Consider the following 14,061-nt stretch of genomic DNA (forward strand, 5'->3'; position numbering starts at 1 on the left):
ACAACCCGACGTGCGACACTGGCGTGCGTCGGGCTGCCACCGGAGGTGATGTCGCATGGCTCTGCCGGCGGACCACGGATCGACACTCGCCGACTACGAGTACTCCCACCCACTGCTGGCACACGACGGACCCTGGACGCTGGACGAAGTCATGGCGCTCCCGGAGGACTCGTCGCAGCGGGTCGAACTCGTCGACGGGTCGCTGATCATGAGCCCGATCGGCAACCTCCGCCACCAGCGCTTGCTCTTCCGCATCGCCACGGCTTTCGACGCTGCCTGCCCGCCGGGCTTGGAGGCACTCCCAGGACTCAACCTCGAGATTTCCGGCACTCGGATGCTCATTCCGGACTTCACCGTCAACGTGGCAGGTGAAGAGGGCTTGCTTCTCCCGGCGGCGCACCTGGTAGTGGCAGGGGAGGTGCTGTCACCCAGTAACCGGGTCAACGACCTGGTGCTGAAGCGGAAGCTCTACGCCGATGCCGGTATTCCGTTCTACCTGGTCGTGGATCCGGAAGGCGGCGACGTCACCGCGACGATGTTCGAGTTGCGGGCAGGGGAGTACGTGGAGGCGGCGCGCAGCGAGGGCGGCGTGCTGAAGCTCGAACGACCCTTCCCGGTAACAATCGAGCTGTCGCCGTAGGACGGATGGCCGCACCCACTACGGTGGTGGCCGTGGTGACGACTTACCTCGCGACGATCCCCAGCCCCGACCAGGGCGTGTGGCAACTGGGACCGATCCCGATCCGCGCCTACGCGCTGTGCATCATCCTCGGCATCATCCTGGCCATCTGGTGGGGTGAGCGCCGCTGGGTGGCACGCGGCGGCCTGAAGGGCGAGGTCACCGACATCGCGGTCTTCGCGGTGCCGTTCGGCCTGATCGGCGGTCGGCTCTACCACGTGGCGACGGACAACGACAAGTACTTCGGGGAGGGCCGCAACCCGCTCGAAGCCCTGGCCATCTGGAACGGCGGCCTCGGCATCTGGGGCGCCATCGCGCTCGGCGGCGTCGGCGCGTGGATCGCGTGCCGCCGCAAGGGCATCCCGCTGCCCGCGATGGCGGACGCGCTCGCGCCCGGCATCCTCGCCGCGCAGGCCGTCGGCCGCCTCGGCAACTACTTCAACCAGGAGCTCTACGGCGGTCCCACCACGCTGCCGTGGGGTCTGGAGATCTACCGGCGGGAAGACCCGGCGACCGGCTTCGAGGACGACCTCGGCGGCGTGGCGGTGGACAACACGCCGATCGAGATCGTGCACCCGACGTTCCTCTACGAGATGCTGTGGAGCCTCGGCGTCGTGCTGATCATCGTGTGGGCGGACCGGAAGTTCCGGCTCGGCCACGGCCGGGTGTTCGCGCTGTACGTCGCGGGCTACACGGCCGGCCGGTTCTGGATCGAGCAGATGCGTACCGACCCCGCCACCCAGGTGTTCGGGCTGCGGATCAACGTCATCACCTCGGTCGTGGTGTTCCTCGGCGCGGTCGTCTACTTCGTGCTCGCCGGGAAGAAGGGCGACCGCGAGGTCATCGTGCGCGAGGAGCCCGCCGCCGCCGAACCGCCCGAGTCCGGCTACGCGAGCACGGACGAGGACAAGCCGGCGGCGGACGCCGAGGAGACGACGGTCCCCGACACGAAGGCCGCGTCCGACAAGCCCGCGGACACCGGCGACAAGCCGGAGCAGTAGGCCGCCGTGCGCATCCTCGTCGTCGAAGATGACGACCGGGTGGCGCGAGGACTGCTCACGGCGCTGCGGCACGCGGGCTACGAGGTGCACCGGGTGGGCACGGCCGCCGCGGCGCTCACCGCGCCACCGGCGGACGTCGTGCTGCTCGACCTCGGCCTGCCCGACGGCGACGGCCTCGACGTGCTGCGCGAACTCCGCCACCGCACCGGCACCGCGATCATCACCGTCACCGCGCGCGGCGAGGAGCGGGAACGGGTGCTCGGCCTGCGGCTGGGCGCGGACGACTACGTGGTGAAGCCGTTCGGCACCGCCGAGCTGCTGGCCCGCATCGAAGCCGTCCTCCGCCGCACCCGCGCGGCCCGTGCCGCCGCCCGCGAGCACGAGATCACCCTCGGCCCGCTCACCCTGGACCCGGCCGGCCGCGAGGCCAGGATCAACGGCGAACCGGTGCCGCTGACCCGCAAGGAGTTCGACCTGCTCGCCCTGCTCGTCGGCCGCGCGGGCACCGTCGTCAGCCGCGACCTGATCGTGGACCAGGTGTGGCAGGCGCACTGGGAGGCGCCGTCACGCACCCTGGACACCCACATCGCCGCTCTGCGCGGCAAGCTCGGCGACGCGTTGCGCATCGAGACGATCCGCGGTGTGGGCTACCGGGTGGCAGCCCACACCTGACCGGTGGTCACCACACGTGGGCGACGTCCACCACGACCCGGCCGGGGAGCGTGAACACCCGGAACGGGAGCAGGGCGCGCACTCCCAGACCGACCGTCGTCTGCCCCTCGAACGACCCGGCCCACGCGACCTGGCGGAACGTCTGGTAGCCCGTGACGTCCACCAGTTCGGACCCGTTCGGGTAGGTGTAGGTCGGGTTGCCGTCCTGGTCGTAGGACGGCGAGTTCACCGTGATCTGCAGCTTGCCCGCGCCGCGCAACGGCACTGGCTTGCCCGACCCCTCGTGGGTCACCTCGGGCACGTACTGCACGGTGTAGCCGTCGTTCTCGCCGCCGGCGAAGTCGAACACCAGCCGGTCGTAGCACTCCTGCTGACCGGCCCGGATGTTCGCCAGCAGCCCGGTCGTGGTCTGGGACGCGACCTTCGGCCCCGAACCCCAGTCGACGGGCGTGCAGGCCGTGGGCGCCGCGGACGCGGTCACCGGCGCGACCACCGCGAGCGCCGTCATCGCCGCGATTAACAACGCAACCTTGCGTAGCATGCTGATTCCCCCTTCGTCGGGCCGGAACAGCCCGCAGCCAACATGACGCACGTCACCCACGGGAGGTTGCCTCCGCGTGCTGCGCCGACTGCTGGTCCTCATCGTGCCGCTGCTGGTCGCCCTGGTCGCGGCCCTCGGCGTGCCGCTCGCGTTCGCCGTCGTGCAGCGCGAGAGCCAGGAGACCTACCTCGACCGGCTGGGTGACGCGAGCCGGTTCGCGTCGCTGGCCGAGAGCGCCCTGGCGTCGGACCGCCTGACCGCGCTGCGGGAGGAACTGGTCCGGTACGACCAGCTCTACGGCATCTCGGCCGCCCTCGTCGGCACCGACGGCACGGTGCTGGAATCGTCACGCCGCCCGTTCGCCCTGGACGACCCGCACGTCGAGGTGGGCCTGAACGCGGCCTTCGGCGGGTACCGCGGCGAGACCGACCAGTCGGTGTGGCCGTGGGAACGCGTGAACCTCGTCGTGGTCGAGCCGGTCGGGCGGGACAGCGAGGTGGTGGCCGCCGTGGTGACGATCTCCCCGACCGACGGCCTCAGGTCGGCGATCCTCCGCCAGTGGGGCGTGCTGGCGCTGCTCGGTCTGGTGCCGATGCTGGGCGTGGTGGCGGTCGCGTGGCCGATGTCGCGCTGGGTCCTGCGCCCGGTCCGCACCCTGGACGAGGCGACCGCCGCCGTCGCGGGCGGCCGGCTGGATGCCCGTGCGGACGACCTCGGCGGGCCCCCTGAGCTGCGCAGACTCGCCGCGAGCTTCAACGCGATGGTCGACGTGGTCGGCCGCGCCCTACGCCGGCAGCGGGCGTTCGTGGCGGACGCCTCCCACCAACTCCGCAACCCGCTGGCCAGCCTCCGCCTGGCCGTGGACAACCTGGAACCCCACGTCACCGACGCCGCGGGTCGTGAGGCGCAACGCATCGCCGTGGACGAGGCCGAGGAGATGGGCCGCGTCCTGGACACCCTGCTGGCCGCCACGCGTCTCGACAGCACCTCCGCCGCCGAACCGGTCGACGTGGACACCCTGCTGGCCACGCACGCCCCCGGCTGGCGCGCGCTGGCGGGCGACATGCGCCTGGAGGTGGCAGTACCACCGGGCCTGCGCGCCCTGGAACCGCCCGGTGGCCTCGGCAGCGTGCTGGACGAACTCGTCGGCAACGCGATCCGCCTCTCCGGCGGCACCCGCGTGAAGGTCTGGGGCCGGACCGCGGACGGCGGCGTGGAACTGCACGTGACCGACGACGGCACGGGCCTGACGGACGACGAGCGAGCCGACGCACTGAGCCGGTTCTGGCGCGCGCCACGCCACCAGAACATCGCGGGCACCGGCCTGGGACTCGCCATCTGCGCCGAGCTGATCGAATCGGCCGGCGGCGAACTAACCCTCCACCCCGTCGAACCACACGGCCTGGACGCCCTGATCCGCCTCCGCGCCCGCCCCACCACCTGACCCGCCCCGCGACCTAACCCACCCCGCGACCTGACCCGCTCCGCCACCTGCCGCGACCGCCTGCTGCCACAAGTCCCGCTTGCCGCAAATCGCGCCTGCCGCAGACTCCACCTGCTGCAACCCCGCCTGCCCCAAATCCCTGCCCCAAATCCCGCCTGGCACGAGCCGGCCCCTGATGCGAACTCCGTCCGCGCCGGTTGCTGCCCGCGGCGTCGGGTGCCTGGCGCGAACCCGCCAGCCGCCTCCATCCGCCTGACGGGCCGAGCCCGTCGCCTGGTGCTGCCTGTTGGCGCCGGACCGCCTGCCCGCCCGCGTACCCGCCCGGCCGCGTGGTGCTTATTCGCCACTGCCCGGTGCCTGCTCGGTGCGTGACAGCGTCTGCCCGTGCCCGTGCCCGTGCCCGTGCCCGTGCCCGTGCCCGTGCCCGCGTCTGCCCGTGCCCGCGCGCCGCCCGCCCGGTGCCGCCCGCCCGCCTGGCGCGCCCGCCCGGTGCCTGTTCGCCCGCGCAGTGGCGGGTGCGTGATCGCGTCCGCCCCGTGTGCCCCTGAACGCGCCCCTGTGCCCAGGTGGTGGCCTGTCTGCTGCCCGACCGTCTCCCTGGCGTTCGCCTCACCGTCGGCCTGGTCCGCTGACGCTCGCCGTGGGTGCCGCCTCCTTCTATCCCGGCAACGTCAATGGTGTGCCGAAAGTTTCTCCATTGACGCCCGGTTCGCTCCATTGGGTGATCAGAGGGAGCTGGGGGCATCCTCGGCCATCGGCAACAGCATGCAGTATGGGCTGGTCAGCGCTTCGTCGCTCGGAACCAGCGCTCGGCGCCCTTGTGCAGTGGGACCTGACCAGTGGAGATTCCTGTTCTCACGTTGATCCGGCTGGCTTCCGGGTGGCCGGCGGCGATCCGGGCCGATTGCGTGAACACGGTCCGCGTCACGACCTCGACCACGTCCTCGTCCAACGACGTCCGCGCCAGCAGCAGGTTCGGCACGGCGAACGTGCGGCACGGCCCGAGGTTGCCGTAGGTCGTGGCCGGGATGGTGGCCGGCACGTACGGGCCCGGGTAGGCCTCGGCCAGGCGTTCCGCCTCGGCGGGCAGGTCGAGCAGGCGCAGCGGGAACGCGTCGAGCGTGTCGGCGATCGCCGGGGTCGGGATGCCGGTCAGCGCGAGGAACGCGTCCAACGAGCCCTTCGTCAGCTCCTCAGCCGCGTCGGCGTGCGCCATCCGGCGCGCGTCCACCTCGATCCCCAGCAACGACAGCAGCCGGGTCGCGGTGAACTCCGTCCCCGACTCCGAAGGCCCGAACGACACCGTCCGCCCGGCCAGGTCCGACAACGTCCGCAACGGCGAGTCGGCGGGCACGGCGATCTGCATGAAGCTGTCGTAGAGCCGCCCCACCGCGCTGATCCCGCCCGGGTCCTCGGCGCTGAGCAACGCACCCGCCACCAGCGGATCCAAAGAGGACAGTCCAAGGTGGACCTCGCCCTCGCGGAGCAGGCGGACGTTCTCCACCGACGCACCGGTGTGGCGCTCCACCACCCGGGTCGCGGGCAGCTCGTCGGCCAGCGCCGCCGCCAGCGCGCCGCCGATCTCGCGGAACACCGCGCCGTCCGGCCCGGTCGCGAGCACCAGCTCGTCGAGGGCGGGCGGGCTGCTCGACGTGCACGCCGACAGCCACGCCGGCACGCCCGCCACCAGGGCGGCTCGCAGCACCGAACGCCGGGACACCCGCACGACCAGCAGCGTAACCCCGCACGACCGGGTGAACGGAGTGTTACGTCAGAGGGATCTGAAGTTTCCGGCGGGCTCCTTGTCGTGGTCGCGCCCTGTGCTCAGGATCACCAACCAACCCCCTTCCCGCCGGCAGGCGATGGTCCCCTTGGAGGAGACGTGGTCAGCGCGCAGGCACGTGAGCGCAAACCGATCTACAAGCACCTCTACTTCTGGGTGCTGGTGTCGATCGTGCTCGGCGTGATCGTCGGGTACGCCTTCCCGGCGCAGGCGTCGGGCATGAAGTGGATGGCCGACTTCTTCATCGCGCTGGTCAAGGTGGTCATCGCACCGACGATCTTCTGCACGGTCGTGGTCGGCATCGCGGGCCTCGGCAACCTCGCCAAGGCGGGCGGCCTGGCGCTGCGGACCATCCTGTACTTCACCGCGATGACGACGGTGGCGCTGGCGATCGGCCTGATCGTGGTCAACCTGGTGCAGCCGGGCCACCACGGCGCGTCCATCCCGATCAACGACGGCGCGGCGGAGAAGACGCTCGCCGACGCCAAGACCGCCGAGACCGGTGTGACGGGCTTCATCCTGGGCCTGGTGCCGAAGTCGTTCCTCGGCGCGTTCACCGACGGCCAGCTGATCCAGGTGCTGGTGGTCGCGATCCTGGTCGCGGTGGCCGTGGCGGGCATGGGCAAGCGCGGCGAGAAGGTCGTGTCCGCGTTGGACACCACGGCCAAGGTGATGTTCGGCGTCATCAAGATCGTCATGTACGCGGCGCCGATCGGCGCGTTCGGCGGCATCGCCTACACGATCGGCAAGTTCGGCGGCTCGATCCTGGGCAAGCTGGCGTGGCTGATGGGCTCGTTCTACGCGACGTGCCTGCTGTTCATCCTGGTGGTGCTGGGCGGCGTGGCGCTGTACGCCGGGTTCTCGATCTTCAAGTTCCTCCGGTACATCAAGGACGAGCTGCTGATCGTGCTCGGCACGTCCTCGTCGGAGACGGTGCTGCCGCGCATGCTGGTGAAGCTGGAGGCGGCGGGCGCGGACAAGTCGGTGGTGGGCCTCACGATCCCGACCGGCTACTCGTTCAACCTGGACGGCACGTGCATCTACCTGACCATGGGCGCGATCTTCATCGCCCAGGCGACGGGCACGGACGTGGGCCTGGGCACGCAGGTCGGGCTGCTGCTGTTCATGCTGCTGGCCAGCAAGGGTGCGGCGGGCGTCACGGGCGCCGGCCTGGTCACGCTGGCGGCGTCGCTGAGCGCGTTCGAGGGCAACAGCGCGATCCCGGCGGTCGGCATCGCGCTGATCGTGGGCATCGACCGGTTCATGTCCGAGGCGCGGGCGATCACGAACGTCATCGGCAACGGCGTCGGCACCCTCGTGGTGGCGCGGTGGCAGGGCCAGTTGGACCGCGACCGGTTGCGCGAGGTGATGGACAACCCCGGGCAGGTGGACGTGGACGCCCTGATGGAACAGCAGCACGGTGACGACGACGTCACGGAGCGTGAACCGGTGGGCGCCGGCACCCGCTGAGACGCGCGGGTGAGCCCCGGTCGTCGCCCACGAGGCGGCGGCACGGGGGCTCACCTGCGAGTTCACCCGGGATCGCGGCGGCGGGGGAAGTGTCGGCCGGCTCTCACCAGCGCGCGCGAGGGCGGTCGCTCCGTTATGCTTAACAACGCGTAACAAGGCCGGCCGAGGTATCGCTCGGACCGGCCGAATCGTTACCAGTCGCCGACGAAGATCACCCGAAGGATGGTGTGGATCCGTTTCGCGACTGTTAAAGTCTCGTCAACACGCGGGCCATCGTCGTCCCGTGCCCAGCACCCGGATTCCAGGACCTGGACACGAGGACTCGTTCTTTCACCAAGGACGACGAAGGAGGTCTGCGCAGTGATCTTCTCCGCCATCCCGTCCCCGCAGGGGCTCTACGACCCCGCCGCGGAACGTGACGCTTGCGGTGTGGCGATGGTCGCCGACATCAAGGGCCGGCGCTCGCACGACATCGTCGTCGACGCGCTCACCGCGCTGGCCAACCTGGAGCACCGGGGCGCCGCGGGCGCCGAGCCGACCAGCGGCGACGGCGCCGGGATCCTCCTGCAACTGCCGGACGCGTTCCTGCGGCAGGTGCTGGACTTCGAGCTGCCGGAGCCGGGCGCGTACGCGGCGGGCATCGCGTTCCTGCCCGCCGACGAGGAGCCGCGCGCCAAGGCCGTCGAGCTGACCGAGCGCATCGCCGCCGAAGAGGGCCTGGTGGTCCTGGGCTGGCGCGACGTGCCGACCGCGCCCGAGCACGCCGGCGTTGGCCCGACCGCCCGGTCGGTGATGCCGCACTTCGCGATGCTGCTCGTCAAGGGCGAGACCGACCGGCGCGACGTCGCCCTGGACCGCCTCACGTTCGCCCTGCGCAAGCGGGTGGAGCACGAGAGCGCGGCGGCGGACGTCGGCACGTACTTCCCGTCGCTGTCGTCCCGGACGATCGTCTACAAGGGCATGCTGACCACGGGCCAGCTGCCCGCGTTCTTCCCCGACCTGCGCGACGAGCGGCTGGCCAGCGCGATCGCCCTGGTCCACTCCCGCTTCTCCACCAACACGTTCCCGTCGTGGCCGCTGGCGCACCCGTTCCGGTACGTCGCCCACAACGGTGAGATCAACACGGTCCGCGGCAACCGCAACCGGATGCGGGCCCGCGAGGCGCTGCTGGCCTCCGACCTGATCCCGGGCGACCTGACCAGGCTGTTCCCGATCTGCCACCCGGAGGGCTCGGACTCGGCGAGCTTCGACGAGGTGCTGGAGCTGCTGCACCTGGGCGGCCGGAGCCTGCCGCACGCGGTGCTGATGATGATCCCGGAGGCGTGGGAGAACCACACCTCGATGGACCCCAAGCGCCGCGCGTTCTACGAGTTCCACGCGAGCCTGATGGAGCCGTGGGACGGCCCGGCGTGCGTGACGTTCACCGACGGCTCGCTGGTCGGCGCGGTGCTCGACCGCAACGGCCTGCGCCCGGCCCGCTGGTGGCAGACCGCCGACGGCCGCGTGGTGCTGGCCTCGGAGACCGGTGTGCTGGACGTGCCCGCGGACCAGGTCGTGGCCAAGGGCCGGTTGCAGCCCGGGAAGATGTTCCTGGTCGACACGGTCGAGGGTCGCCTGGTCGAGGACGACGAGGTCAAGTCGAAGCTGGCCGACGAGCTGCCCTACGACGAGTGGCTGCACGCGGGCCTGCTGGAGCTGGCCGACCTGGCCGACCGCGAGCACGTGGTGCAGAGCCACGAGTCCGTGGTGCGGCGGCAGCTGACGTTCGGCTACACCGAGGAAGAGCTGCGGATCCTGCTCGCCCCGATGTCCACCAACGGCGCGGAGCCGCTCGGCTCGATGGGCACCGACACGCCGGTCGCGGCGCTGTCGCAGCGCTCCCGGCTGCTCTACGACTACTTCGTGCAGAACTTCGCCCAGGTCACGAACCCGCCGCTGGACGCGATCCGCGAGGAGATCGTCACCAGCGTGTCGCGGGTGATGGGCCCGGAGCAGAACCTGCTGGAGCCCGGCCCGGTCAGCTGCCGGCACATCAAGCTGACCTACCCGGTGATCGACAACGACGAGCTGGCCAAGCTCATCCACATCAACGACGACGGCGACCTGCCGGGCTTCGCGTGCACCGTCCTGTCCGGACTGTACGAAGTGGACGGTGGTGGCGCGGCGCTGGCGGCGGCGATCGAGCGGGTGCGCCGCGAGGCGTCCGAGGCGATCGCGAACGGCGCCCGCACGCTCGTGCTGTCCGACCGCGACTCCGACCACCGGATGGCGCCGATCCCGTCGCTGCTGCTGGTCTCCGCGGTGCACCACCACCTGGTGCGCACCAAGGAGCGGCTGCGCGTGGCGCTGGTCGTGGAGACCGGTGACGCCCGCGAGGTGCACCACATCGCCGCGCTGCTGAGCTACGGCGCCGCCGCGGTGAACCCGTACCTGGCGTTCGAGACGATCGAAGACATGATCAGCACCGGCGCGGTGACCGGCATCGAGCCGCGCAAGGCCGTGCGGAACTACGTGACCGCGCTGGTCAAGGGCACGTTGAAGATCATGTCGAAGATGGGCATCTCGACCGTAGGCGCGTACACGGCGGCGCAGGTGTTCGAGGCCGTCGGCCTGTCCGAGGAACTGCTGGGCGAGTACTTCACCGGCACGGTGTCGAAGCTCGGCGGCGCGGGCCTGGACGTGCTGGCGGAGGAGGTGGCGCTGCGCCACCGCCGCGCGCACCCGGACAACCCGACCGACCGCGTGCACCGCAGGCTCGAGGTCGGCGGCGAGTACGCCTACCGCCGCGAGGGCGAGCTGCACCTGTTCACGCCCGAGACGGTCTTCCTGCTCCAGCACGCCACCAAGACCGGCAAGCAGGACGTGTACAAGCGCTACACCGACGAGGTGGAGCGGCTGTCCCGGCAGGGCGGCACGCTGCGCGGCCTGTTCTCGTTCGACGCCGCCGGCCGCACGCCGGTCCCGATCGACGAGGTCGAGCCGGTCTCCTCGATCGTCAAGCGGTTCAACACCGGCGCCATGTCCTACGGGTCGATCTCGGCCGAGGCGCACGAGACGCTGGCCATCGCGATGAACCGGCTCGGCGGCCGGTCCAACAGCGGCGAGGGCGGCGAGGACCCCGAGCGCCTGTACGACCCGGAGCGGCGCAGCGCGGTCAAGCAGGTCGCGTCCGGCCGGTTCGGCGTCACCTCCGAGTACCTGGTCAACGCCAGCGACATCCAGATCAAGATGGCGCAGGGCGCGAAGCCGGGCGAGGGCGGCCAGCTGCCCGGTTACAAGGTGTACCCGTGGATCGCGCGGACCCGGCACTCCACGCCGGGCGTGGGCCTGATCTCCCCGCCGCCGCACCACGACATCTACTCGATCGAGGACCTGGCGCAGCTGATCCACGACCTGAAGAACGCCAACGAGCAGGCCCGCGTGCATGTGAAGCTGGTCAGCGAGGTCGGCGTCGGCACGGTCGCGGCGGGCGTGGCGAAGGCGCACGCGGACGTGGTGCTGATCTCCGGCCACGACGGCGGCACCGGCGCGTCGCCGCTGAACTCGCTCAAGCACGCGGGCACGCCGTGGGAGATCGGCCTCGCCGAGACCCAGCAGACGTTGCTGCTCAACGGTTTGCGGGACCGGATCACCGTGCAGGTCGACGGCGCGATGCGCACCGGCCGCGACGTGGTGGTGGCCGCGCTGCTCGGCGCGGAGGAGTTCGGCTTCGCGACCGCGCCGCTCATCGTCGAGGGCTGCGTGATGATGCGCGTCTGCCACCTCGACACCTGCCCGGTCGGCATCGCCACGCAGAACCCGGAGCTGCGCAAGCGCTTCACGGGCCAGGCCGACCACGTGGTGAACTTCTTCCACTTCATCGCCCAGGAAGTCCGGGAACTGCTGGCGTCGCTCGGTTTCCGCACGATCGACGAGGCCGTCGGCCACGCCGAGCTGCTCAAGACCGACGAGGCCGTCGAGCACTGGAAGGCGGCCGGGCTGGACCTGACGCCGGTGTTCGAGGTGCCCGAGACGCCCTACCGCACGGCCAAGCGCAAGGTCCGCGAGCAGGACCACGGCCTGGCGCAGGCATTGGACCGCACGCTGCTCCAGCTCGCCGACGCGGCGCTCAACGACGCCCGCCCGGTGCGGCTGGAACTGCCGCTGCGCAACGTCAACCGGACCGTCGGCACGCTGCTCGGCGCGGAGGTCACGCGCCGGTTCGGCGGCGACGGCCTGCCCGACGACACGATCCACGTGACGTTCACCGGCTCGGCCGGCCAGTCGCTGGGCGCGTTCATCCCGCGCGGCGTCACGCTGGAGATGATCGGCGACGCCAACGACTACGTCGGCAAGGGCCTGTCCGGCGGCCGGATCGTCGTGCGGCCGCACCCCGACGCGCCGTTCGCGGCCGAGCAGCAGGTCATCGCGGGCAACGTGATCGGCTACGGCGCCACGTCCGGCGAGATCTTCCTGCGCGGACGGGTCGGCGAGCGGTTCTGCGTGCGCAACTCGGGCGCGCTGGCCGTGGCCGAGGGCGTGGGCGACCACGCGTTCGAGTACATGACCGGCGGCCGGGCCGTGGTGCTCGGGCCGACCGGCCGCAACCTCGCCGCGGGCATGTCCGGCGGCATCGCGTACGTGCTGGAGCTCGACCCGGCGGCGGTCAACACCGCCATGGTCGAGTTGCAGCGGCCCGGTGCGGAAGACCTGCGCTGGCTGCGCGAAGTGGTGGAACGCCACCACCAGCTCACCGGTTCGGCGGTGGCCGCGTCGCTGCTCGGCGACTGGCCCCGGCGTTCCGCGTCGTTCACCAAGGTCATGCCCGGTGACTACCAGCGCGTGCTCGAAGCGATGAGGCTCGCCCGCGCGGAAGGCAGGGACGTCGACCAGGCGATCATGGAGGCCTCCCGTGGCTGACCCGTACGGTTTCCTCAAGCACTCCCGCTCCGAGCCGAAGAAGCGGCCCGCCGCCGAGCGGCTGAGCGACTGGGACGAGGTGTACCTCGACGTCCCCGCCGAGCAGCGCGACGCGGAGGTGCGCACGCAGGCGACGCGGTGCATGGACTGCGGCATCCCGTTCTGCCACTCCGGGTCGGCCGGGTGCCCGCTGGGCAACCTGATCCCCGAGTGGAACGACCTGGTGCGCCGGGGCGACTGGGAGTCGGCGTCGGACCGGCTGCACGCGACGAACAACTTCCCGGAGTTCACCGGCCGGTTGTGCCCCGCGCCGTGCGAGGCGGCGTGCGTGCTGTCGATCAGCCACGACGCGGGCGGCGCGGTCGCGATCAAGCGGGTCGAGCAGGCGATCGCCGACGTGTCCTGGGACCAGGGGCTCGTGGGGCCCACGCAGGCACAGGTGTCGTCGGGCAAGGCGGTCGCGGTGGTCGGGTCCGGCCCGGCCGGGTTGGCGGCGGCGCAGCAGCTCACGCGGGCGGGCCACGAGGTCACCGTGTTCGAGCGGGACGACCGGCTCGGCGGGCTGCTCCGCTACGGCATCCCCGAGTTCAAGATGGAGAAGAAGGTCCTCGACCGGCGGCTCGCGCAGCTGCGCAAGGAGGGCACGAAGTTCGTCACCGGCTGCGAGGTCGGCGTCGACCTGACCGTCGAGGAGCTGCGGTCGAAGTTCGACGCGGTGGTGCTCGCCGTGGGCGCGCTGCGCGGTCGTGACGACACGACGACGCCCGGCCGTTCGTTGCGGGGCATCCACTTGGCGATGGAGCACCTGGTGCCCGCCAACCGCGCGTGCGAGGGCGACGGCCCGCCGGCGATCGACGCGGCCGGCAAGCACGTCGTGATCATCGGCGGCGGCGACACCGGCGCCGACTGCTACGGCACGGCGTCCCGGCAGGGCGCGGCTTCCGTGCTGCAGCTGGACCAGTACCCGATGCCACCGTCCACTCGGGACGACGCCCGCTCGCCGTGGCCGGTGTGGCCGTGGATCCTGCGCACCTACCCCGCGCACGAGGAGGCGGGCGAGCGGAAGTTCGCGGTCGCGGTGGAGAAGTTCGTCGGCGACGAGGACGGGCACGTGCGCCAGATCCAGCTGCGCAAGGTGCGGGTGGAGAAGGACGCCTCCGGCCGCCGCCAGGTCGTGCCGACGTCCGAGGAGGTCGAGCTGCTGCCGGCGGACCTGGTGCTGCTGGCGATCGGCTTCGAGGGCGTCGAGCACATGCCGCTGCTGGACGGGCTGGGCATCCAGCTCACCTCGCGCGGCACGATCTCGTGCGGCTCGGACTGGCAGACCCAGTCGCCCGGCGTGTTCGTCTGCGGTGACGCGCACCGGGGCGCTTCGCTGGTCGTGTGGGCGATCGCCGAGGGCCGCTCGGTGGCCAACGCGGTGGACCGCTACCTGACCGGCTCGTCCGACCTGCCGTCACCGGTGATCCCCAACATGCTGCCGCTGGCCGTGGTGTGACCCCTTAGACCCGCCGTTCGCTGGGTACCCGGCCGCCCCGACAATGACGTCGGGGCGGCCTTTTGCTTTCTTCG

9 protein-coding genes are annotated in these 14,061 nt (G+C 71.3%); 7 read left to right on the forward strand and 2 right to left on the reverse strand.

Going from position 1 to position 14,061, the window contains the following annotated elements:
- The first annotated feature begins 55 nt into the window (after positions 1 to 55).
- Genes ABTZ99_RS02040 through ABTZ99_RS02050 form a run of 3 tightly spaced genes read left to right on the forward strand, consistent with a single transcriptional unit; the run spans position 56 to position 2,352 of the window.
- Complete coding sequence (locus ABTZ99_RS02040) at positions 56 to 640, forward strand: Uma2 family endonuclease (RefSeq protein WP_498784386.1); 585 nt, start codon at positions 56 to 58, stop codon at positions 638 to 640.
- Between the two features lie 5 nt (positions 641 to 645).
- Complete coding sequence (lgt, locus tag ABTZ99_RS02045; protein WP_498784384.1) at positions 646 to 1,680, forward strand: prolipoprotein diacylglyceryl transferase; 1,035 nt, start codon at positions 646 to 648, stop codon at positions 1,678 to 1,680.
- 6 nt (positions 1,681 to 1,686) lie between these two features.
- Positions 1,687 to 2,352 (forward strand): response regulator transcription factor, encoded by a 666-nt coding sequence (locus ABTZ99_RS02050; protein WP_498784382.1) that lies wholly within the window; start codon positions 1,687 to 1,689, stop codon positions 2,350 to 2,352.
- Between the two features lie 7 nt (positions 2,353 to 2,359).
- On the opposite strand, the gene ABTZ99_RS02055 is transcribed toward ABTZ99_RS02050, so the two are convergent.
- Complete coding sequence (locus tag ABTZ99_RS02055; protein WP_499607419.1) at positions 2,360 to 2,860, reverse strand: AMIN-like domain-containing (lipo)protein; 501 nt, start codon at positions 2,858 to 2,860, stop codon at positions 2,360 to 2,362.
- Between the two features lie 109 nt (positions 2,861 to 2,969).
- Here ABTZ99_RS02055 and ABTZ99_RS02060 point away from each other — a divergent pair, with 109 nt between their 5' ends.
- Positions 2,970 to 4,337, forward strand: a complete 1,368-nt coding sequence (locus ABTZ99_RS02060) for a sensor histidine kinase (RefSeq protein ID WP_499607421.1) — start codon at positions 2,970 to 2,972, stop codon at positions 4,335 to 4,337.
- Positions 4,338 to 5,118: 781 nt separating this feature from the next.
- Here the strand turns inward: ABTZ99_RS02060 and ABTZ99_RS02065 are convergent.
- Positions 5,119 to 6,063: a TAXI family TRAP transporter solute-binding subunit gene (locus ABTZ99_RS02065; RefSeq protein WP_498784376.1), complete on the reverse strand. Its 945-nt coding sequence runs from the start codon at positions 6,061 to 6,063 to the stop codon at positions 5,119 to 5,121.
- 156 nt (positions 6,064 to 6,219) lie between these two features.
- Here ABTZ99_RS02065 and dctA point away from each other — a divergent pair, with 156 nt between their 5' ends.
- The 3 genes from dctA to ABTZ99_RS02080 all read left to right on the forward strand — a co-directional run bounded on the left by dctA (position 6,220) and on the right by ABTZ99_RS02080 (position 13,987).
- Positions 6,220 to 7,590, forward strand: a complete 1,371-nt coding sequence (dctA, locus tag ABTZ99_RS02070) for a C4-dicarboxylate transporter DctA (RefSeq protein WP_499607424.1) — start codon at positions 6,220 to 6,222, stop codon at positions 7,588 to 7,590.
- Positions 7,591 to 7,950: 360 nt separating this feature from the next.
- The gene (gltB, locus tag ABTZ99_RS02075) at positions 7,951 to 12,489 is read left to right on the forward strand and encodes a glutamate synthase large subunit (protein WP_499607426.1); all 4,539 of its coding nucleotides are present in this window, start codon (positions 7,951 to 7,953) and stop codon (positions 12,487 to 12,489) included.
- Positions 12,482 to 13,987 (forward strand): glutamate synthase subunit beta, encoded by a 1,506-nt coding sequence (locus ABTZ99_RS02080; RefSeq protein ID WP_498784370.1) that lies wholly within the window; start codon positions 12,482 to 12,484, stop codon positions 13,985 to 13,987. The genes gltB and ABTZ99_RS02080 overlap by 8 nt, the downstream gene beginning before the upstream one ends.
- Positions 13,988 to 14,061 lie beyond the last annotated feature (74 nt).

Origin of the sequence: Actinosynnema sp. NPDC002837, assembly GCF_040295345.1 — a bacterium.
In the GTDB taxonomy this organism is placed as follows: domain Bacteria; phylum Actinomycetota; class Actinomycetes; order Mycobacteriales; family Pseudonocardiaceae; genus Actinosynnema.